This is a genomic window from Sphingomonas sp. PL-96, from assembly GCF_020707215.1.
GTDB lineage: Bacteria > Pseudomonadota > Alphaproteobacteria > Sphingomonadales > Sphingomonadaceae > Sphingomonas.
This window is the reverse complement of the sequence record NZ_JAJFET010000001.1, coordinates 211,328-231,731: the sequence shown is the minus strand read 5'-3', so window position 1 is coordinate 231,731 and position 20,404 is coordinate 211,328. Positions and strand designations below refer to the sequence as shown.

Genomic DNA, 20,404 nt, shown 5'->3' with positions numbered 1-20,404 from the left:
TTATAGAAGCGCGCAATGCCTCATGGTGCCCCCGATCCGCTGCTGCTGTTCCGTGCCGGTGACCACCGGCTTGCGGTATCCGCCCGCGCGGTGCGGGAGGTGTTGCCGTTGCTTCCGATCGCGCGGCCGCCGACACTACCCCGCCCGCTCGCCGGCTTTGTGGATGTGCGCGGCGAGACGCTGGCCGTGCTTTCGCCCGCGCTGCTGTTCGACGGCAGTGCCGGGCTTGGCACGCTGGACCTGTTCGCGCACCTGATCCGCCCGCACGGTCCCGCCGCTACCACCCCCTGCCTGCTGGTCGATCGCGTCGAAGACATGATCGCGCCCGAGCCCGAAGCAATCCGCCCCGTGGAGCCCGAGGCGAGCCACAATGGCGCGATCCTGGCCGAAATCATCCTGCCCGATGGCGCAGCGCATCTCCTGTCGCTGGAGCGGCTGCTCAGTGAGGCCGAGCGCGAGCGGCTGGCAGCGCTTGCCGCCCAGGCGGAGACGCGCGCGGCCGACTGGGCGACCGGGTGAGTTCGGGACTGCAGCGCCACGCGCTTGCCGCCGCGCCGGTCGAAGATCCGGCCTTTGCGGCGATCAAGGCGCAGATCGTCGAGCGAACCGGCCACCATTATTACATCGACAAGGACGACCAGCTCTTCGAGCATGTCGCACGCCGCATGACGGCAAACGACCTGCCGGACCTGGCCGCCTATGCCGCCCGCCTTGCCGACCCGGAGGTTGCGGAGGCGGAATGGCGCGCGCTCGAAAGCGCGATCACGATCAACGAGACGTTTTTCTTCCGCTTCGCCGAGCAGTTCGACGTGCTGCGCCGCTGCGTCCTGCCCCAGCTGTTCCGCGAACGCCGGGCCCAGCGTCAACTGCGCGTCTGGAGCGTTGGTTGCTCGACGGGGGCCGAGGCGCATTCGGTGGCGATCCTGGTGCGCGACCTTCTGGAAGATGCGGTTGCCGACTGGAAGATCGGCATCACGGGTACCGACATCGACGATGCCGCCATCGTGGCCGCGCGCGAGGCGCGCTATACCTCCTGGGCGTTGCGCACCCTAGGCGAGGCGGAGCGGCATCGCCTGTTCGACCGGGAGGGTGAGCGCTGGCGCCTGAAGGCGCGCTATCGCGGCCTCGCGCGGTTCGAACATGCCAACATGATGGCGCTGCTCGACGACGATGCGCCGCTGCAATTCAGCGACTTCGACATCATCCTGTGCCGCAATGTGCTGATCTACTTCCGCAGCGATATCGCCAAGGCGCTGGTCGGCGCGCTCGTGCGCCGGCTTTCGCCGACGGGGTTGCTGTTCATCGGCCATGCCGAGCCGAACCCCGAGTTCGCCGAAGTCGCCCGGCCAGTCCATGTCGACGGCGTGCTCGCCTATGCCCGGCTCGATGCACCGGCAGCGGCAGCGGCGAAGCCGCCGGTACCCGTCCGTCTGCCAAAGCCGGTTCCCCCTGCTCCAGCGCCGTCGCCGCCAAGGCAGCCCCCCGCGCCCCCGCCAAGGCCCGCGCCGCCGAAACCGCCCGAAGCTGCAGGGACCGCGCATGACGCAAGTGAGGACGTCCGTGCGGCACTGTCACGCGGAGATGCGAGCGAGGCCCTGCATCTGGCCGAGCAGGAAGCGCTCGCCACGCCCCGCGATCCGGTGGCGCATTACCTCCTGGCGCTTGGCGCGCTGGCGCTTGGCGACGGGGCGCGTGCAGAGCGGGGATTTCGCAGCGCGCTGTATCTCGATAACGGGTTTGCGATGGCGCATTATCTGCTTGGCCGACACCTGCTGGCACATGGCCGCGATGCCGAGGGCATTCGCGCGCTGCGCAATGCCGCGCGCGCAGCCGCTGGTACGCCCGAGGATGACGAATTGCGCGAAGGCGACGGCATGACCGCCGGTGGCCTGATCGCGGCCGTCCGCGCCACCTTGGGGGCGAGCGCATGAGCATGCCCGGCGACGTGCGCGTCGCAGCGCCCTTCCTCGATGCCGAAGCCGTCGCCGCCGTTCTGGCCGAGCGCCAGCGCGCGCTGGCTCCGGCCGAGGCAGCGGATCGCCGCGCGCGCATGCGCGTACTCACCTGGACGCTGGGCGAGGAAGCCTATGCCACGCCGCTCGCCGACCTGACCGAGGTCGCGGCAGTTCCGCGCGTGACGGCAGTTCCCGGTTCGCCGGCAGCGCTCGTGGGACTGATTTCCTGGCGCGGTGCCGTGGTCAACCTGTTCGATCCGGCGGCAGCGCTTCAGCTACCTGCGCCTGCCGAGCCCGGCCGTGCGATGCTGGTGCTGCGCCACGCGGCACCGCGCATCGCGCTTCAGGTCTCGGCCGTCACCGCCGCTGCCTCGGTGGTCGATCCCGGTGCCACTGGCGTCGGCAGTCTCACCCATTTCGTCGAAGCGGACGGTGGCCAGCGCCTGGCCATCGTCGACACCGCGCTGCTGATCCAGCGGCTGCTCGCCCGCCCCCTGCAGGAAGGATAAGACCTTGTCGGTTTCCACTCGGATCATCGCCGGGTTCGGCATCATTACGGCCATTCTGGTCGCGCTGGGCTTCTATTCGGTGCAGCAGGTCGGCGAGGTGCGCGCCTATGTCGATCGCATCGTCCAACGCGACTATGCCGTGATCCTGGAAGTCGACGAGATCGCCCGCAGCGAGGCCCGCATGCGCGAGGCGCGGCTGACAGCGGTGATGCACGCGCTGCGAGGCGGTCGCGGCACTGCCACCGACACCGCGGAATGGCAGGTCCGCGCGAACGAGACCGCCGCCGCCCTGGGCCGGCTGAGCGCGACCGCAGCCGAGAACCGCGACACGGCCGTCAATGGCGCCCGCATCGAACAATGGCGCCGCCTTGCGCAGGCCACCGCAGCCGTCCAGGCCGCCTATGATCGCCTACGCCCGGCGAGCGCCCGGCAGCTCGAGCTGATCGAGGGCGGCAACATCGACGCCGCGATCACGCTGGGCGAGGAGATCGACCGTCAGCATGTCGCCTTGTCGCAGGCACTCGGCCAGGTCCGCACGGTCGTCAACAACACGATCGAGGTCGGGCGCCGCGCCACCCAGGACGTGTATGAGACCACCCGCACCTCGATCCTTCTCGGCCTGCTGCTCGCGATCATCATCAGCGTGGTGGTCGCCTACACCATCCGCCGCTCGATCACGGTGCCGCTCAACGACTTCATGGGCTTTGCCGGCCGGATCGGCGAAGGCGACCTGTCGGGCGACACGCGCATCACCGGTAACGACGAGCTGGGCGAGCTGGGCGGCACCCTCAACACCATGGTGATCGGCCTGCGTGAAATGGCGCGCCAGAGCAGGGCCGCGACCGAGGACCTGAACGCCGCCGCGACCGAGATCCGCGCCTCTACCCAGGAACAGGCGGCTTCGGTCGAGGAACAGCTGGCGGCCGTGCAGGAAACCGCCGCGACCGTGGACGAGATCACCCATTCGGGCGCCCAGATCACGCTGCGCGCCCAGGAAGTGATCGCCGCCGCCCAGGCGACTGCCCAGACCAGCGACACCGGCCGCACTGCCGTCCACGACACGGCGCTTGCGATGGACGCGATCCGCGAGCAGGCGGAGGCGGTGGCCGGCAACATCGTCGCCCTGTCCGAGAAGACCCAGACCATCGGCGACATCATCGCCACCGTGAACGACGTGTCGGAACGCTCGCACCTCCTCGCCCTCAACGCCTCGATCGAGGCGGCGGCGGCCGGCGAGCAGGGCCGCAGCTTCGCGATCGTAGCGGCAGAGATGAAGACGCTCGCCGACCAGGCGAAGTCGGCCACCCGCAACGTCCGCTCGATCCTGGGCGACATCCAGCGCGGCATCAACGCCTCGGTCATGCTGACCGAAGAGGCCGTGAAGCGCGTCGCATCGGGCAAGGAACGCACCGACGCCAGTCAGTCGGCGATCAACGAGCTGGCCACGCGGGTGCAGGAGAATGTCCACACCTTCCAACAGATCGTCGCCTCCACCAACCAGCAGCAGATCGGCATCGAGCAGGTGACGATCGCGCTGCAGAACATCCGCCAGGCAAGCCAGCAGACCGCCGCCAGCACCCGCCAGCTCGACCAGGCGGCCGGCGACCTCACCCAGCTGTCGCGCACGCTGGTCGGACTGACCGAGCGCTATCGCGTCTGAGGGCGGACGGGTGGAGGACCTTCGCGCAGAGCTGCTCGCCGCCTTTGCGGCGGAACTGGCCGAGCACATGGCCGGCATCCGCGAGGCACTGGCGGATGCCGCCGCCGGCCGGCCGGTGGACCTGCGCGAGTTCAGCCGCCGCACCCACAGCCTGAAGGGTGCGGCACGCGCGGTCGATCTGCCGCAGACGGAAGCCGCGGCGCACGACGCAGAGACGATCCTGCTTGCGGTCGAGCGTGGCGAGCGCACGCTCGACCCGGCGACGCTGGGCGAGTTGCGCACCCTTGCCGACGCGATCGAGGATGGCGCGCGCGCCGACACGCGAGCGCCTGAGGCGGACATCGTGGCTGCGCCGACTCCAGCTGCGGCGGCCGGGCGTGTCCATGTCGCAGGGCATCATGTCGAGCGGCTCGCCCGCTCGGTCCACGACCTCGCCAACCATGTGTCGGAACAGGACCGCATCGCCGAGATGGTCCACGCGCTCGCCGCCGAGCTCGCCGACATGCCCGCCACGCTGGACGGCGAGCTCGCCCGCCGCCACGCGCGCCTGGTCGGCAGCACCGAGCGGCTGCGCCGCGAGGTGGAGCGCCAGCGCTGGGCCCTCGACCGCGCCGCTGCCGAGATCGAGCGTGATGCCGAACGCATCCTGTTGCTCCCCGTCGCGACGCTGTTCGAGGGGCATGAGCGCATGGTCCGCGACCTCGCCACCAGCCAGGGCAAGTTCGCCGAGCTGACGATGGAGCCGATCGAGGCGGAGGCCGATCGCCGCGTGCTCCAGGCGTTGCGCGAGCCGCTGCTCCACCTGCTGCGCAACGCGGTCAGCCACGGCATCGAACCGCCGGCGGTGCGCGCGCGTGCGGGCAAGCCGGAGGGCGGCACGATCAGCGTCGTTCCGTCCACCGATCGCGGTCGCCTCAACATCACCATCCGCGACGATGGCGCTGGTCTCGATCCCAAGGCGATCGAGGCGCGCGCGCGCGAAGCCGGGCTGATCGCGCCGGGCGCCCCCACCCCGTCGCGGCGGGCACTCTACGGCATGTTGTTCGAACAGGGTTTTTCGACCAGCCGCACGGTGGACGAGGTTTCGGGCCGCGGCATCGGCCTGTCGGTCGTGGCGGAGACGGTGCGGCGCCTGCACGGCCGCGTCCGTATCCTGCCAGGCCGCCCCACCGGCACCGAGATCCGCCTGTCGCTCCCGCTCGCGCTCGCCCGCCAGGCGCTGCTGCTGGTGGAGGCGGGCGGCGCGCGCCATGCGCTGCCGGCGTCCAGCGTCGATCGGGTCCTGCGCCTCACCCCCGATGCGTTCGACCGGACCGAAGGCGGGGCGGTGCTGATGCTCGACGGCGAGGCGATCCCGGTCGCCGAGCTCGCCGACCTGCTGGGCCTGCCAGCCGGCGAGCCTGCCGAGGAAGCACGCCCGGCCCTCATCATCGAGGGTTCGGACCAGCGCCGCGTGCTGCTGGTCGATGCGCTCGACGATGTCCGCTCCCTGGTGGTGGGGGATCCGACCGCGGTCGCCGCCGACGTGCCGCTGGTCTGGGGCACGGTGCTGCTGGAAGATGGCGTCGCGCTGGTGCTCGAGCCGGAAGCGCTGCTCGCCGCCGATGCCTCCGGCCCGCGTCGCCGCCCACGCATCGCCGCCGCCGCGCGGCCGGTGCAGCGCACCGTGCTGGTCGTCGACGATTCGATCACCACCCGCACGCTCGAGAAAAGCATCCTGGAGGCGCAGGGCTATCGCGTGCTCATCGCCGTCGACGGGCTTGCCGGGCTGGAGCGGCTGCGCGCCGGGACCGATGCCATCGACCTCGTCGTTGCGGACGTCGAAATGCCGCGGATGGACGGCTTCGGATTGCTCACCGCGATACGGAACGATCCGGCGCTGCAAGCGCTTCCCGTCGTCATGATGACATCGCGCAACAGCCCGGACGACATCGAGCGTGGCCTTCAGCTCGGCGCGAACGCCTATGTGACCAAGCAGGAGTTCGATCAGGGAACGCTGATCTCGGTCGTTCAGCAGCTGGTCTAAGCCATGGCCACGCGTCCGATCCGCGTAATGATCGTCGAGGATTCGCTCGTCGTTCGTACCCTGCTGACTCACATCATCGCGGGCGATCCGCGGCTGGAAGTGGTCGCCGCCGTCGGGAGTGCGGAAGAAGCGCTCGCACAGCTGGCGGCGATCCGGCCCGACGTGATCTCGATGGACATCCGCCTGCCCGGCATGGACGGGCTGGAGGCGACGCGCCAGATCATGGCCGACCAGCCGACGCCGATCGTCGTGATCTCGGCCAGCTTCGACCGTACACAGCTCAACCCCACCATGGACGCGCTGCGGGCCGGTGCGCTGGCCGCGGTGGAAAAGCCGGTGGGCGTCGCCGATCCCGAATATCGCACCATTGCCGCCGAAATCCGCACCCAGCTTGTGATCATGAGCCAGGTCGCGGTGGTGCGCCGGCGCATGCGCACACCGCCCGGCGGCACTTCCACCGCCGGCCGCCCGCGAGTCCCCGCGCGCATGCTGCTGTGCGCGGCCTCGACCGGCGGGCCGCAGGCGCTCGCGCGGCTGTTCAACAGCCTGCCGGCGGACCTGGCCGTGCCGGTGCTGCTGGTCCAGCACATGGGCGCCGCCTTCATGGACGGCTTCGCGAGTTGGCTGGACAGCGTCGTGCCGCAGCGAGTCGAGCTCGCCCGCGCCGGTGTGCTGCCCCAGCGCGGCACCATCTATGTGGCGCCCGGCGACCGGCATCTGACGCTCGCGCCCTCGGCCAAGCTCGCGCTGTCGGACGCACCCGCGATCTCCGGCCAGCGGCCGGCGGCGACGGTGTTGTTCGAAAGCGCCGCTGCCGCGCTCGACGGCGGGGCGCTCGCCGTCGTGCTGACCGGCATGGGCGAGGACGGTTCGGCGGGTGTGCGCCAGCTGATCCAGGCAGGCGGCGCCGCCATCGCCGAGCATGAGAGCACGGCGGTGGTGAACGGCATGCCGGCCGCCGCCGTACGCCAGGGGGCACTGGCCCTGCCGCTCGACCTGATCGGCCCGCATGTGCGCCGCATCCTGGCCCGAGAGTCGCTGGCATGACCGAAGAGGCAGCGCCGCACCTGCTGCTGGTCGAAGATTCGGATACCCAGGCGCTGGTGTTCCGCCGGACGCTGGAAGGCTTCGGCTTTACCGTCGACCGCACGCGCACGGCAGAGGACGCGCTGGTCACCCTGAACGAGGCGCTGCCCGACCTGCTGGTCGTCGATTATCGCCTGCCGGGCATGAACGGCGACGAGTTGGTGCGCATCCTGCGCCAGACCGGCCACACCCGTACGCTCCCCATCATCATGCTTACCAGCGATGCCGCGAGCGAAGTGGAGCGCCAGGGGCTCGACAGCGGCGCCAACGCCTATGTGCCCAAGGCGAGCGGGCCGCAGCTGCTCGTCTCGCGCATGCGCTCGCTGCTGCGCCAGCGCCGGTCGGCACCCGGGCACAGCTCGGCCGGCGGCTTTCGTCAGGCGCGGCTGCTGATCGCGGTTGCGGACCCGACGTACCGCGAATGGCTGCGCGCACTGCTGACCGGGGACGGTCATGCGGTCAGCGTCGCCGAGGACGAGCCGGCGATGCTCGCTGCGATTGCCGCCGAGGAATATGACGGCGTGCTGGTCGGCGCCTCGAGCGGTCAGGAGGATCCCTTTACCTGGGTCCGCGCGCTCGACCAGCGTCGGCAGTCCGACGCCCTGGGGTTCGAGATCGCAGCACTTGCCGCGGTCGCCGATCCGGCGGAAACGCTGGCGGGCCTGGGTGCCGGGGCGGACGACGTGCTGCCGGCGCGCGACGAGCGCGACATGCTGCTGGTCCGCATCCGCTCGATCCTGCGCCGCAAGCTCGCGCGCGATGACGAGGCGGCGGGCGCCGCGCGTGAGCGCGAGCGCGAGTTGGCTCTCGCCCATGCCCGCGCCCAGGCCGAAGCCGGGGCGGCCCTTGCCGCCGCCAACCGCGATCTGGAGGCCGCCAACGCCCAGCTGCGCGAGACTCAGGCACAGCTGGTCCAGTCCGCCAAGATGGCGTCGCTCGGCGAACTGGTCGCGGGCATCGCGCACGAGATCAACAACCCGCTCGCCTTCATCCTCGCCCATCAGTCCACCGTCGAGCGCGCGGTGCGCGACGCGATGACCGCCGAAGGCGAAGCGCGCAACAAGCCGCTGGCAAAGGCCGCGGAACGGCTGGAATCGATCCGCACCGGCCTTGTCCGCATCCAGGACCTGGTGGTGAAGCTTCGCCGCTTCTCCCGGCTTGACGACGGCGAATGGTCGCAGGTCGACATTCCGGACGCGATCGACGCCGTGCTGACGCTGCTCCAGCCCAAGACCCCGCCCGCCGTCGTCGTCGAACGCCGCTATGGCCCGATCCGCAGGCTCGAAAGCTCGCCTGCGCTGGTCAATCAGGTGGTGATGAACATCATCTCCAACGCGGTCGATGCAATCGATCCTGCCACGGGCCGCATCGTGATCGAGACGCGGACGCAGGGCGATCGCTTCGTCATCACGATCACCGACAATGGCCCCGGCATTCCTCCCGACGTGCGCGAGCGGGTGTTTGAACCCTTCTTCACCACCAAGGATGTCGGATCGGGCACTGGCCTTGGTCTTGCCATCGCCTATGGCGTAGTGCGGTCGCACGGTGGCGAGATCACGATCGAATCCGGCGAAGAAGGTGGCGCGCGCTTCATCTTGGCGGTACCAATGCAGCGCCAATGACCCACTCTGACCAATCACGAATGCCCAAGATCCTGGTTGTCGACGACGAGCGGGAGATCCTCGTCGCGCTGGAAGACTTGCTGGAGGATCGCTACCAGCTGCTTTCCTCCACCTCGCCCGTCGCGGCGCTGGACATCGTCAGGGCCAATCCCGACCTGGCCGTCATCCTCTCCGACCAGCGCATGCCGGAAATGCCGGGCAATGTGTTCCTGGCCCAGGCTCGCCCGCACAGCGACGCCGATGCGATCCTGCTGACAGGCTATGCCGACCTGTCGGCGGTTGTCTCCGCCGTCAACGAAGGCGCGATCAGCGGCTATGCGGCCAAGCCCTGGGAGCCGGAGGCGCTGCGCGCCATGGTCGCTGCAGCCGTCGAGCGCCACCGGCTGCGCGCCGCGGTCCGCTTCGAGCAATCGGCCTTTGCCGGCCTGATGAAGGCGTCGGCCGACCAGATCTCGGTCCTCGACCGCCAGCACCGGCTGATCCGCGGCAACCATGACCAGGACGGCACGGTCGAGGCGCGCGACAAGGACGAAGCGGCGCTGGCGAGCGGCAGCTATTCCGAGGAAGACCTGCAAAGCGGCGACGACCAGGACGAGCGCTGGACTCGCATCCGTCGCATCCCCTTTGGTGCCGACGGCGCCGAGCGCCACCTGCTCAAGATCGAGTCGGACGAGACCGAGCGCCGCCGCGCCGCCCGTCGGCTCCATCAGGCCGAGAAGCTCCAGGCACTGGGCACGCTCGCCGGTGGCATTGCGCATGACTTCAACAATTTGCTGGCCGCCATTCTCGGCAACCTCGAGCTCGCGGAGCGCGCGCTCGACAAGCCGGACCGGCTCGCACGCTTCCTGGCCAATGCCCGTTCGGCCGCCGGACGCGGATCGGCGATCACCCGCCGGCTGCTGAGCTTCAGCCGTCAACGCGACCTCGCCGCCGAGACCTTCAGTCCCGACGAGGCCATCCGCGACCTCGAGGAACTGGTCGCGCGCACGATGGCCGGGCGGGTGTCGCTGGCGCTCGACCTCCAGGCGGACGGCGCGATCCACGCCGACCCGGGCCAGTTCGAGCTCGCGGTGGTCAACCTGTGCATCAACGCACGCGATGCGATGGCCAACGGCGGGGAGATCGTCCTCTCCAGCGCCCGCGCGCCTGCCCCGCCCGAACTCGGCGACGCCGGCGACTGCATCCGCGTTTCGGTGCGCGACACGGGCACGGGTATCCCCGAGCATCTGCGCGACCGGGTGTTCGAGCCGTTCTTCACCACCAAGCCGCATGGCGAGGGCACGGGGCTTGGCCTGCCGATGGTCCGCGCGATGGTTGAGGCGTCGGGCGGCATGATCACGATCGACAGCCGCATCGGGGAAGGCACCACCGTGTCGCTGTGGTTCCCGCGCGTCGAGCCGGTCGACGCGATCCGCGTCGCGGCGGCGGCAGAGGCCCCCACCCCGTCGCTCCGCGTGCTCGCGGTCGAGGACGATGCGGAAGTGCGGGCCGTGCTGGTCGCGCACCTGACCGGTGCAGGCCACCAGGTGATCGAGGCGGACGGCGCCCAGGCCGCCTTGCAAGCGCTGGAAAGCGACGCCGCTATCGACCTGCTCGTCACCGACTATGCGATGCCCGACATTTCCGGTCTCGACCTGTTCCGCCTCGCAAGCGAGCACCGGCCCGGTCTGCCGGCCATTCTGGTGACAGGCTTCGCCGATGTGGAGGATGGCACCGTGCCCCTGCCGGTGCTCACCAAGCCATTCACGGGCGACCAGCTGAAGGGCGCCATCGCCCGCGTCCTGACTGCGGCCGACTGAGCCACCCCCGCCATACGCGACGACCCGGGCCTTTGGCGGGGCGGTTGAACTTGCGAAAAAACGCCCCAGATTAGATACTTGAGAACGAAAGCTGGCTGGCAAAGCCGCTGCCCTCATCGTCTTTTCAAGGAGGCAGGATGCAGTTTGACGATACCGTTCGCTCGCGCCGCGCGATCCTGGGTTCGGTTGCCGCGCTTGGCGCCTTTGCCGTGACGCGCAGCACGCTGATCGGCGCCGACCGCGCCGCGCCGCGCCCCGTGCCGACGCCGGTCCGCCAGCGCATCTTTGCCGAGCCAAAGGCTGCCAGCGTCCATGCGCCGCGCGGCGTCCAGCCGGAGCTGTTCGACCGCGCCATCGCCGCCCTTGACGCGCACGGCGACACGATCCGCCGCCGCGACCGTATCGCCATCGCCGACTTCGATGCTCCCTCGAACGAGCATCGCTTCCAGTTCATCGACCTGGAGGGTGGCGACGTGACGCGCCTGCTCGTCTCCCACGGCAGCGGCTCCGACCCCGCGCATTCGGGCAAGCTCCAGCGCTTTTCGAACGCGCCCAATTCCAATGCGACCTGCGAGGGCGCATTCGTCACCTCCGACTATTATGTCGGCAAGCATGGCCGCTCGCAGCGGGTGATCGGCCTCGACCCGACCAACAACAACGCCCGCGACCGCGCGATCGTGATCCACGGCGCCTGGTACGCCAACCCGGACATGCTCAAGACCCACGGGATGCTGGGCCGCAGCCAGGGATGCTTCGCGGTCGGTGAACAGGACCTGCCGCAGGTGTTCGCGATGCTGGGCGAAGGCCGGATGATCTACGCGGGCAAGGCGTGATCCGGCGGCGGCGAACTGCCGCAGCGGCCAGAAAAGGGTGACGTAGCTTCTCGCCGTTTCGCGCGTTAGGCTCGTCATGATGACGCAGCACCGCTTTTTTTCGATCCACCGGCACGGCCTCATTCGTGTCGGTGCCTGTACCCCGCTCGCCAGCTCCGGAGACCCGGCCGCCAATGCCGAGGCGACGATCGCCCTCGCCCGGCAGGGTCATGAAGCCGCAGCCGACCTGCTGGTCTTCCCGGAACTCAACCTCTCCTCCTACGCGATCGACGACCTGCACCTGCAGGACGCGCTGTGCGACGCGGCGGAGGCGGCGCTTGCTCAGGTGGTCGAGGCAAGCACCGAACTGCGCCCGGTCCTGCTGGTCGGCGCGGCGCTTCGCCGCAACGGCCGGCTCTACAATTGCGCCGTCGCGGTCGCACGCGGTCGCATCCTGGGCGTGGTGCCCAAGAGCTTCCTTCCCAACTATCGCGAATATTACGAGAAACGCTGGTTCGCCGAGGGCGCCGGCGTCACCGGCCTGGAGATCACCGTTGCGGGGCAGCGGGCACCGTTCGGCACCGACCTGATCTTTGCGGCCGAGGACCTGCCCGACTTCGTCTTTCATGCGGAAATCTGCGAGGATTACTGGGCGCCCACGCCGCCCTCGACCATGGGTGCGCTCGCGGGCGCACTGATCCTGTGCAACCTGTCCGCTTCCAACATCGTCGTCGGCAAGGCCCGCGACCGCGAGATGCTGTGCGCTGCCCAGTCCGCGCGTGCGGTCGGCGCCTATGTCTATTCGGCGGCAGGTCCCGGCGAGAGCACGACCGACCTGTCCTGGGACGGGCAAGGCCTGGTCTATGAACTGGGCGAGCAGCTTGCCGCCTCGCACCGCTTCGCCAGTGCCGACGCCACCATCTATGCCGATGTCGACGCCGGCCGCATCCGGTTGGAGCGGATGCGCATGGGCACGTTCAACGACGCCGCCGCGGCGTCCGGCCACCCGGAAACCCGCTTCCGCCGCATCGGCTTTGCGCACCAGCCCGACTTCGCCGACGTGGGCCTCAAGCGCCAGGTCCGCCGCTTCCCCTTTGTGCCGAGCAACGCCGTCTCGCTCGACGAGGATTGCTACGAGGCGTTCAACATCCAGGTGGAGGCCCTGCGCAAGCGCATCGTCGCGACGGGTGCCAAGCGGCTCATCATCGGCGTGTCGGGCGGGCTCGACTCCACCCATGCGCTGATCGTCGCGGCCAAGGCGTTCGATCGCCTCGACAAGCCCCGCTCCGACATCCTCGGCTTCACCATGCCGGGGTTCGCGACCAGCGAGGGGACCAAGGCCAACGCCTGGACGCTGATGAACGCGCTCGGCATCACCGGTGCCGAGATCGACATCCGCCCGGCCGCGCGGCAGATGCTTGCCGACATGGACCATCCGTTCGGGCGCGGCGAGCCGGTCTATGACATCGCGTTCGAAAATGTGCAGGCGGGCCTTCGCACCGACTATCTGTTCCGCCTCGCCAACCAGCGCGAGGGTTTCGTGCTCGGCACCGGCGACCTGTCGGAGCTGGCGCTCGGCTGGTGCACCTATGGCGTCGGCGACCAGATGAGCCATTACGCCGTGAACGCCGGCGTGCCCAAGACGCTGATCCAGTATCTCATCCGCTGGGCGATCCAGACCGACCAGTTCGATGCCCCCACCAACACCGTGCTCGACGCGATCCTCGCGACCGAGATCTCGCCCGAGCTGGTGCCGGCCGGCGACGATGGCCAGTTGCAGAGCACCGAAAGCAAGGTCGGGCCGTACGAGTTGCACGACTTCTTCCTGCACCACATCGTCCGCCAGGGGCTGTCCCCTTCCAAGGTCGCGTTCCTCGCCTGGCATGCGTGGAAGGACAGCGAAGGCGGCGCGTGGCCGATCGACTTCCCGGAAGCCAAGCGCAACAGCTATGACCTGGAGACGATCGCCCGCTGGCTCGAATCCTTCCTGTGGCGCTTCTTCCAGACCAGCCAGTTCAAGCGCTCCGCCATTCCCAACGGGCCCAAGGTATCGGGCGGCGGTGCGCTCAGCCCGCGCGGTGACTGGCGCGCGCCTTCCGATGGCGTTGCGAAGCCCTGGGTCGAGGAGTTGCGTGCGGCGCTGCCGTAAGCACGGCCTCCTTACCTAGTGCTCCCGCGAAGGCGGGAGCCCAGGGTTCCGAACGCCACCGATCTTTGTTCTGCCTGGCCCTGGATCCCTGCCTCCGCAGGGATACGGTGGAACCTTGGGGCAGCCGCCCTCACGCCCGCCGCGCTTGCGCCTCCGCGTTGCGGCCGTTGAGCGCCCAACGCAGCATCACGCCCACCCCCCGCGCGCCGGCGCGCACCAGCGGCGCCTCGGCGGGCCGCTCGCGCAGGTGGAGCATGGTGCGCGCCCAGGGCGGCAGCAGGTCGATTGCCGCGCGCATCGTCAAATCGCCGAACGGCCGCATCGCAAGGTTCGGCGCCGGCTGGCTCAGGAGCGCCTGCAGCACCGTGCGCGTACGCTCGTCGAAGTGCAGCTGCGGCCGCACGTCCATCAGATAGCGGTCGATCCCGCGCCGGCTGGTCGGCACGTCCGTCGCGCCCAGCCGGCGCGCGACCTCGGCATATTCCGCGAAATACCGGTCCTGCTCGGCCCCTGGCATCGCCGGGTTGCGGTAGCGGAGGTACCCGGACAGGAACATCCGCACCTCCACCACATGGATCCAGGTCAGCAGTTCCGGGTCGTTGGCGTCATAGGGCGTGCCGTCCGGCAGCGTGCCGTGCACGCGGTCGTGGATCGCCCGCACCCGCCCGATCAGCCGCTCCGCCTCGCCCGTCGCGCCATAGGTGGTGCCGGCAATGAACTGCGCGGTCCGCTTCAGCCGGCCCAGCATGTCGCGCTGGAAGTTCGAATGGTCCCACACCCCTGCCAGCGCCAGCGGGTGGAGCATCTGCAACATCAGCGCCGCCGTCCCCCCGATCATCATCGAGGTGAAGTCGCCATGCACCCGCCAGCACACTGACTTGGGGCCGAACAGCCCGTCGTCCCCTGGCGGCCGGCTGAGGTCGATCGCACCGTCGCCGGCTCCTGTCAGTGCCCGCACCTGCTTTGCGATCGTCTGGCGTACCGTGTCCATCCGCTGTCAACGCGCCACCTGCTTGTGCGTGCCGCCAGCGCCCCCAAACCTCATCGTTTTGCAATGCAGCATTTGGCAACACTGTGTTGCTGGAGCACGTGGAACGGTTCGCGACGGGTGAAGTTTACCGGGCGAGTCCAGGCGAAGCACGTCGCCTGCCTGTCCCCGGGCCTGCGCCGGCGCATGCCTATGCTGAAGGACCATTCGGTTTGACGCTTGCGACCGCACGCTTCCCATCTCTTTCCGCAAAGTTGATGGGGGTGCTGCTCGCACTCATCGGGCTGGTATTGGCAGTCGGGGGCGGCTGGCTCGCGATCCTGGGTGGATCGGCCTATTACGTCATCACCGGCCTTGCGATGCTCGCGGCTGGCGTGTTGCTCTTTCGCGGGCAGATGCTCGGCGGCTGGCTCTATGCCGCAATCGTCGTGCTCACCGCGATCTGGGCGTTCTGGGAAGTCGGCTCAAACCCCTGGGCGCTGATACCGCGCCTGGTCGGTCCGCTGGTCCTGCTGCTCCTCGTCGCCCTGGTGATGCCGACGCTGACGCGGCGTCCGGGGCGATGGAAGGCGGGCTTCGCCGGCGCCGCCGCCGTGCTGCTGGTGACGGTGGTCGGTGGAACCGTCGTCGCAAAGCTTGGCGCACCTGCCGCGGCGCTGCCGCTTCCGGCCGCCGGGGCGGCGCTGGCGGGAACCGACCCGCTCGCGACCGGTGCGGACTGGCCAGCTTATGGCGGCACCTATGGCGCGCGCCGCTATTCGCCGCTCGCGCAGATCACGCCTGCCAATGTGGGTTCGCTGGAGCGCGTGTGGCTGACCCACACGGGCGACATGCCCGCTGACCTGAAGCACAACAAGTACGGCGCGGAGACGACCCCGCTCAAGGTCGGCGACCGCCTGTACCTCTGTTCGGCCAAGAACATCATGATGGCGCTGGATCCGGCGACGGGTCGGGAGCTGTGGCGCTTTGACCCGAAGGTGCCCGACGCCAACATCCCCTACACCGCCGCGTGCCGGGGCGTGTCCTATTATACGGTTCCGGGCGCTCAGGCGACGGCGACCTGCGCCACCCGCATCATCGAGGGGACGCTGGATGGCCGCATCGTCGCGGTCGACGCGAACACGGGCCGTCCCTGCACCGGCTTCGGCACCAACGGCCAGGTCGACATCAAGCAGGGCATGGGCGAGGTCGTTCCCGGCATGGTCTCCATCACCTCGGCACCGACGATCGTGCGCGGCGTCATCGTGACCGGGCACCAGGTGCTCGACGGGCAGAAGCGCAACGCGCCGTCCGGCGTGATCCAGGGCTATGACGCGGTTACCGGCGAGTTCCGCTGGGCCTGGGACATGCTGCGCCCCGATCGCAAGGGCATTCCGGGTCCGGGCGACGAATATGGCCGCGGCACCCCCAACATGTGGACCACCGCAAGCGGCGATGAATCGCTGGGGCTGGTCTATCTGCCGATGGGTAATTCCGCGGTGGATTACTGGAGCGGTTCGCGCACCCCGCCGGAGGACTTCTTCGCGACCTCCCTGGTGGCGCTCGACGTCACCACCGGCCGTCCGCGCTGGCGCTTCCAGCTCGTCCACCACGACGTCTGGGACTATGACCTGGGCGCGCAGGGCACGCTGATCGACTTCCCTACTGCCGGTGGCAACGTGCCCGCGATCGTGGTGCCGTCGAAGCAAGGAGACATCTATGTGCTCGATCGCCGCAACGGCCGCGCGCTGACCAAGGTCGGCCGCATTCCCGTGCCGACCACCGGCGTGGAGCCCAAGCGCCGCGTCGACGGCCAGCCGGTGTCGCTCTACCACACGCTGCGCAAGGCAGACCTGACCGAGCGCGATATGTGGGGCATGTCCCCGATCGACCAGCTGGTGTGCCGCATCCAGTTCCGGCGCGCCGCCTACAAGGGCTTCTACACGCCGCCTTCCGACAAGCAGCATTCGGTCGAATATCCGGGCTATAACGGCGGCACCGACTGGGGCGGCATCGCCATCGATCCGGCGCGGGGCGTGATCGTCGCCAACTACAACGACATGCCCAACTATGTCCGCCTGGTGCCGCGCGCCGAGGCCGACAAGAAGGGCTGGGCGCCGCGTGGCGAGGCGCGCGGCGGCGACATGGGCGGCGGTGCCGAGGGTGCCGGTGATCCGCAGGCGGGCACGCCCTATGCGGTGGACGTCAACGCGGGCTGGCGCCTGCCGTTCACCGGCCTGCTCTGCAAGCAGCCTCCCTATGGCGGCATCCGCGCGATCGACCTGCGCACCGGCAAGACGCTGTGGGACCGCCCGCTCGGCACCGCACGCAACAACGGGCCGTTCGGCATCCCCTCGCGCCTGCCGGTCACCATCGGCACGCCCAACAACGGCGGCGCGGTGGTCACCGCCGGCGGCCTGGTGTTCATCGCCGCGGCAACCGACGATCTGATCCGCGCGATCGACCTCAAGACCGGCAAGGTCGTGTGGCAGGACGTGCTGCCCGCCGGCGGCCAGGCGACGCCGATGACCTATGAGCAGAACGGCCGCCAGTATCTGGTGATCATGACCGGCGGCCATCACTTCATGGAGACCAAGGTCGGCGATCAGGTGATCGCCTATGCCCTGCCGAAGGCGTAGCCCGCCGGCCCAGCCAGGCCAGCCTTCCGAACCGCGCCCCGGCCTTTGCGTCGGGGCGCGGTTTCGCTATCCCCGCTCCATCCCCCCGTTTCCAATCGCGAGTACCCCCATGAAGACACGCGCCGCCGTCGCTTTCGAAGCGAAGAAGCCGCTGGAGATCGTCGAGCTCGATCTCGAAGGCCCCAAGCCCGGCGAGGTGCTGGTCGAGATCATGGCGACCGGCATCTGCCACACCGACGCCTATACGCTCGACGGCCTGGACTCCGAGGGGCTGTTCCCGTCCGTGCTCGGCCATGAGGGCGCCGGCATCGTGCGCGAGGTGGGCGCCGGCGTCACCAGCGTGAAGCCCGGCGACCATGTCATCCCGCTCTACACGCCCGAATGCCGCCAGTGTAAGTCGTGCCTGTCGGGCAAGACCAACCTGTGCACCGCGATCCGCGCGACCCAGGGCAAGGGCCTGATGCCGGACGGCACCACCCGCTTTTCCTACAAGGGCCAGCCGATCTTCCACTATATGGGCTGCTCGACCTTCTCGAACTTCACCGTGCTGCCCGAGATCGCCGTCGCCAAGATCCGCGAGGACGCGCCCTTCCAGACCAGCTGCTACATCGGCTGCGGCGTCACCACGGGCGTCGGCGCGGTGGTGAACACCGCCAAGGTGCAGGTCGGCGACAACATCGTCGTCTTCGGCCTGGGCGGCATCGGCCTCAACGTGCTGCAGGGCGCGAAGCTCGCCGGCGCCAACCGGATCATCGGCGTCGACATCAACCCGGATCGCGAGAGCTGGGGCCGCCAGTTCGGCATGACCGACTTCATCAACGGCCGCGGCAAAGCCCGCGAAGAAGTGATCGCCGAGATCCTGGCGCTCACCGATGGCGGCGCGGACTATACCTTCGACTGCACCGGCAATACCGAAGTGATGCGCACCGCGCTGGAGGCATGCCACCGCGGCTGGGGCACCTCGATCATCATCGGCGTGGCCGAGGCGGGCAAGGAAATCAGCACCCGCCCGTTCCAGCTGGTGACCGGCCGCAACTGGCGCGGCACCGCGTTCGGCGGCGCCAAGGGCCGCACCGACGTGCCCAAGATCGTCGACTGGTACATGGACGGCAAGATCGCAATCGACCCGATGATCACTCACGTGCTGACGCTGGAGGAGATCAACAAGGGCTTCGACCTGATGCATGCTGGCGAAAGCATCCGCAGCGTGGTGGTCTACTGATGTTCAGCCACGTCATGGTGGGCGCTGACGATATCGCCGCGTCCAAGGCGTTCTATGACGCCGCCCTCGGCGCGCTCGGCATTCCGGCCGGCGTCGTCGATGAATGGGGCCGCGTCGTCTATGCGCATGGCGGCGGCCGCTTCCTGGTGACGCGGCCGATCAACGGCGAGCCCGCCAGCCATGCCAATGGCGGCACGATCGGCTTTGCCGCCGCCTCGCCCGAGGCAGCCGATGCATGGCACGCCGCGGGGCTTGCGCACGGCGGCACGGCGATCGAGAACCCGCCGGGCATCCGCAACGCCACCGGCGGGCGGACGCTGTACCTCGCCTATCTGCGCGACCCCGCCGGCAACAAGCTGTGCGCCACGCACCGCATCGCGTGATCGAAAGGCACCCGATGACTCTCGAGACCGTCTCCACCAGCGCGTCGCATGGCGGCATCCAGGGCGTGTACCGCCATGCCTCCACCGCCACGGGCACGCCCATGACCTTTTCGATGTTCGTGCCACCGCACGATCCCGGCGAGCGGCTGCCGGTGCTCTGGTATCTCTCCGGCCTCACCTGCACCCACGCCAATGTGACCGAAAAGGGGGAGTATCGCGCCGCCTGCGCCGAGCACCGCGTGATCTTCATCGCACCCGATACGTCACCGCGCGGCGAAGGCGTACCGGATGCTGAGGGCTATGACTTCGGCCAGGGCGCGGGGTTCTACCTGGATGCGACGCAGGCTCCGTGGTCGACGCATTTCTGCATGCGCAGCTACATCGAAGATGAGCTGCCGGCGTTGATCGCCGCCGAGTTCCCGGTGGCGGACATGGACCGGCAGTCGATCACCGGCCATTCGATGGGCGGCCACGGCGCGCTCACGATCGGCTTGCGCAACCCCGACCGCTTCCGCAGCGTCTCCGCCTTTGCGCCGATTGCCTCGGCGATGCAGTCGACCTGGGGCGAAAAGGCGCTGACGGGCTATCTCGGCACCAACCTGGCGGCATGGCGCGCGCATGACGCCTGCGCGCTGATCGCCGATGGCGCCCGCCTGCCCGAACTGCTGGTCGACCAGGGCGACGCCGACGATTTCCTCAAGCAGCTCAAGCCCGAGCTGCTGCGCGCCGCCTGTGAGGATGCCGGCATTCCACTCACCCTGCGCATGCAGCCGGGGTACAACCACAGCTATTACTTCATCTCCACCTTCATGGCCGACCATGTCGCCTGGCACGCGGAGCGCCTGCGCGGCTGATCGCTCTCCTACCCCTGGGTGCTCTCGCGAAGGCGGGAACCCAGGGCCAGGCCAAACGATGGCAGGTGGCGCACGAAACCACTTAGTTCCTGTGCAGCTGTGGTGTTCCACCGGGATGAGCAGGCGTTCGGCAGTATCCCCGAACCGCTTCAGCAGCGGCGCGTTTTCCACTACACCGCAAGCGATGCGCCTCGCTCCTCTCGCACTGATCCTGCCCACCCCGGCCTTCGCCGCCCACACCGGCGTCGTGGGGCCAAGCAGCGGCTTTGCCGTCTCCGACGTGGCGCTGTTCCTGGTTGCGGTCGCCGGGCTCTGGCTTGCCCGCCGGGCGCTGCGGGCGCGGCGCAGACCACCACGGGATTGACTTGGGCGGCGGCGGCGGGAAAGCGGATCCGATGGCAGACACAGACCCGCTCGACCAGCTTCAGGCCGTGATCCGCACCCGGCTGGGCGGCGATCCCGCCACCTCCTATGTTGCCAAGCTCCACCACCGCGGGCGCGCCAAGATCGCGCAAAAGGTCGGCGAGGAAGCGGTTGAGGCGGTCATCGCCGCCATCGCCGACGATCGCGAGGGGCTTGTCGCTGAGTCCGCGGACCTCCTCTTCCACCTGCTGGTGCTGCTCGCAGACGCCGGGCTCTCGCTCGACGACGTTCGTGCCGAACTCCAGCGGCGCGAGGGGCTGTCGGGCATCGCCGAAAAGGCTGCCCGTCCCTCCTGACC

Annotated in this window: 17 protein-coding genes; 16 read left to right on the top strand and 1 reads right to left on the bottom strand. The window is 69.2% G+C overall.

Going from position 1 to position 20,404, the window contains the following annotated elements:
* Positions 1–15: 15 nt before the first annotated feature.
* The 10 genes from LK533_RS01030 to LK533_RS00985 all read left to right on the top strand — a co-directional run bounded on the left by LK533_RS01030 (position 16) and on the right by LK533_RS00985 (position 13,618).
* Positions 16–519, top strand: a complete 504-nt coding sequence (locus LK533_RS01030; RefSeq protein ID WP_229360757.1) for a chemotaxis protein CheW — start codon at positions 16–18, stop codon at positions 517–519.
* Positions 516–1,931, top strand: a complete 1,416-nt coding sequence (locus LK533_RS01025; protein WP_229360756.1) for a CheR family methyltransferase — start codon at positions 516–518, stop codon at positions 1,929–1,931. The genes LK533_RS01030 and LK533_RS01025 overlap by 4 nt, the downstream gene beginning before the upstream one ends.
* A complete protein-coding gene (locus LK533_RS01020) occupies positions 1,928–2,464 on the top strand; it encodes a chemotaxis protein CheW (protein ID WP_229360754.1) in 537 nt (178 codons plus the stop codon). The genes LK533_RS01025 and LK533_RS01020 overlap by 4 nt, the downstream gene beginning before the upstream one ends.
* 4 nt (positions 2,465–2,468) lie before the next feature.
* Positions 2,469–4,124: a methyl-accepting chemotaxis protein gene (locus LK533_RS01015; protein ID WP_229360753.1), complete on the top strand. Its 1,656-nt coding sequence runs from the start codon at positions 2,469–2,471 to the stop codon at positions 4,122–4,124.
* 10 nt (positions 4,125–4,134) lie between these two features.
* A complete protein-coding gene (locus LK533_RS01010; RefSeq protein WP_229360751.1) occupies positions 4,135–6,150 on the top strand; it encodes a hybrid sensor histidine kinase/response regulator in 2,016 nt (671 codons plus the stop codon).
* 3 nt (positions 6,151–6,153) lie between these two features.
* On the top strand, positions 6,154–7,197 hold the full coding sequence (locus LK533_RS01005; protein WP_229360750.1) for a chemotaxis protein CheB: 1,044 nt from the start codon (positions 6,154–6,156) through the stop codon (positions 7,195–7,197).
* Positions 7,194–8,858 carry an ATP-binding protein gene (locus LK533_RS01000; protein WP_229360748.1) on the top strand — a complete coding sequence of 555 codons (1,665 nt, stop codon included), beginning with the start codon at positions 7,194–7,196 and terminating at the stop codon, positions 8,856–8,858. Before LK533_RS01005 ends, LK533_RS01000 begins: the two co-directional genes overlap by 4 nt.
* 20 nt (positions 8,859–8,878) lie before the next feature.
* Positions 8,879–10,657, top strand: a complete 1,779-nt coding sequence (locus LK533_RS00995) for a response regulator (RefSeq protein ID WP_229360747.1) — start codon at positions 8,879–8,881, stop codon at positions 10,655–10,657.
* A 137-nt stretch (positions 10,658–10,794) separates the two neighbouring features.
* Entirely contained in the window at positions 10,795–11,490 is a 696-nt protein-coding gene (locus LK533_RS00990; RefSeq protein WP_229360745.1) for a murein L,D-transpeptidase catalytic domain family protein, read from the top strand.
* Positions 11,491–11,566: 76 nt separating this feature from the next.
* Complete coding sequence (locus LK533_RS00985; protein ID WP_229360743.1) at positions 11,567–13,618, top strand: NAD(+) synthase; 2,052 nt, start codon at positions 11,567–11,569, stop codon at positions 13,616–13,618.
* A 130-nt stretch (positions 13,619–13,748) separates the two neighbouring features.
* On the opposite strand, the gene LK533_RS00980 is transcribed toward LK533_RS00985, so the two are convergent.
* Positions 13,749–14,609, bottom strand: coding sequence for an oxygenase MpaB family protein (locus LK533_RS00980; protein WP_229360741.1), 861 nt, complete (start codon positions 14,607–14,609; stop codon positions 13,749–13,751).
* A 254-nt stretch (positions 14,610–14,863) separates the two neighbouring features.
* On the opposite strand from LK533_RS00980, the gene LK533_RS00975 reads away from it, so the two are divergent.
* From LK533_RS00975 to LK533_RS00950, 6 genes are all read left to right on the top strand, one after another.
* Complete coding sequence (locus tag LK533_RS00975; protein WP_229360735.1) at positions 14,864–17,224, top strand: membrane-bound PQQ-dependent dehydrogenase, glucose/quinate/shikimate family; 2,361 nt, start codon at positions 14,864–14,866, stop codon at positions 17,222–17,224.
* A 109-nt stretch (positions 17,225–17,333) separates the two neighbouring features.
* Positions 17,334–18,446, top strand: a complete 1,113-nt coding sequence (locus LK533_RS00970; RefSeq protein ID WP_229360734.1) for an S-(hydroxymethyl)glutathione dehydrogenase/class III alcohol dehydrogenase — start codon at positions 17,334–17,336, stop codon at positions 18,444–18,446.
* A complete protein-coding gene (locus tag LK533_RS00965; RefSeq protein ID WP_229360732.1) occupies positions 18,446–18,829 on the top strand; it encodes a VOC family protein in 384 nt (127 codons plus the stop codon). The genes LK533_RS00970 and LK533_RS00965 overlap by 1 nt, the downstream gene beginning before the upstream one ends.
* A 14-nt stretch (positions 18,830–18,843) precedes the next feature.
* Positions 18,844–19,683: an S-formylglutathione hydrolase gene (gene fghA, locus LK533_RS00960; RefSeq protein WP_229360731.1), complete on the top strand. Its 840-nt coding sequence runs from the start codon at positions 18,844–18,846 to the stop codon at positions 19,681–19,683.
* 184 nt (positions 19,684–19,867) lie between these two features.
* Positions 19,868–20,047, top strand: coding sequence for a hypothetical protein (locus LK533_RS00955; protein WP_229360726.1), 180 nt, complete (start codon positions 19,868–19,870; stop codon positions 20,045–20,047).
* A 31-nt stretch (positions 20,048–20,078) separates the two neighbouring features.
* Positions 20,079–20,402: a phosphoribosyl-ATP diphosphatase gene (locus LK533_RS00950; protein WP_229360725.1), complete on the top strand. Its 324-nt coding sequence runs from the start codon at positions 20,079–20,081 to the stop codon at positions 20,400–20,402.
* The last annotated feature ends 2 nt before the right edge of the window (positions 20,403–20,404 follow it).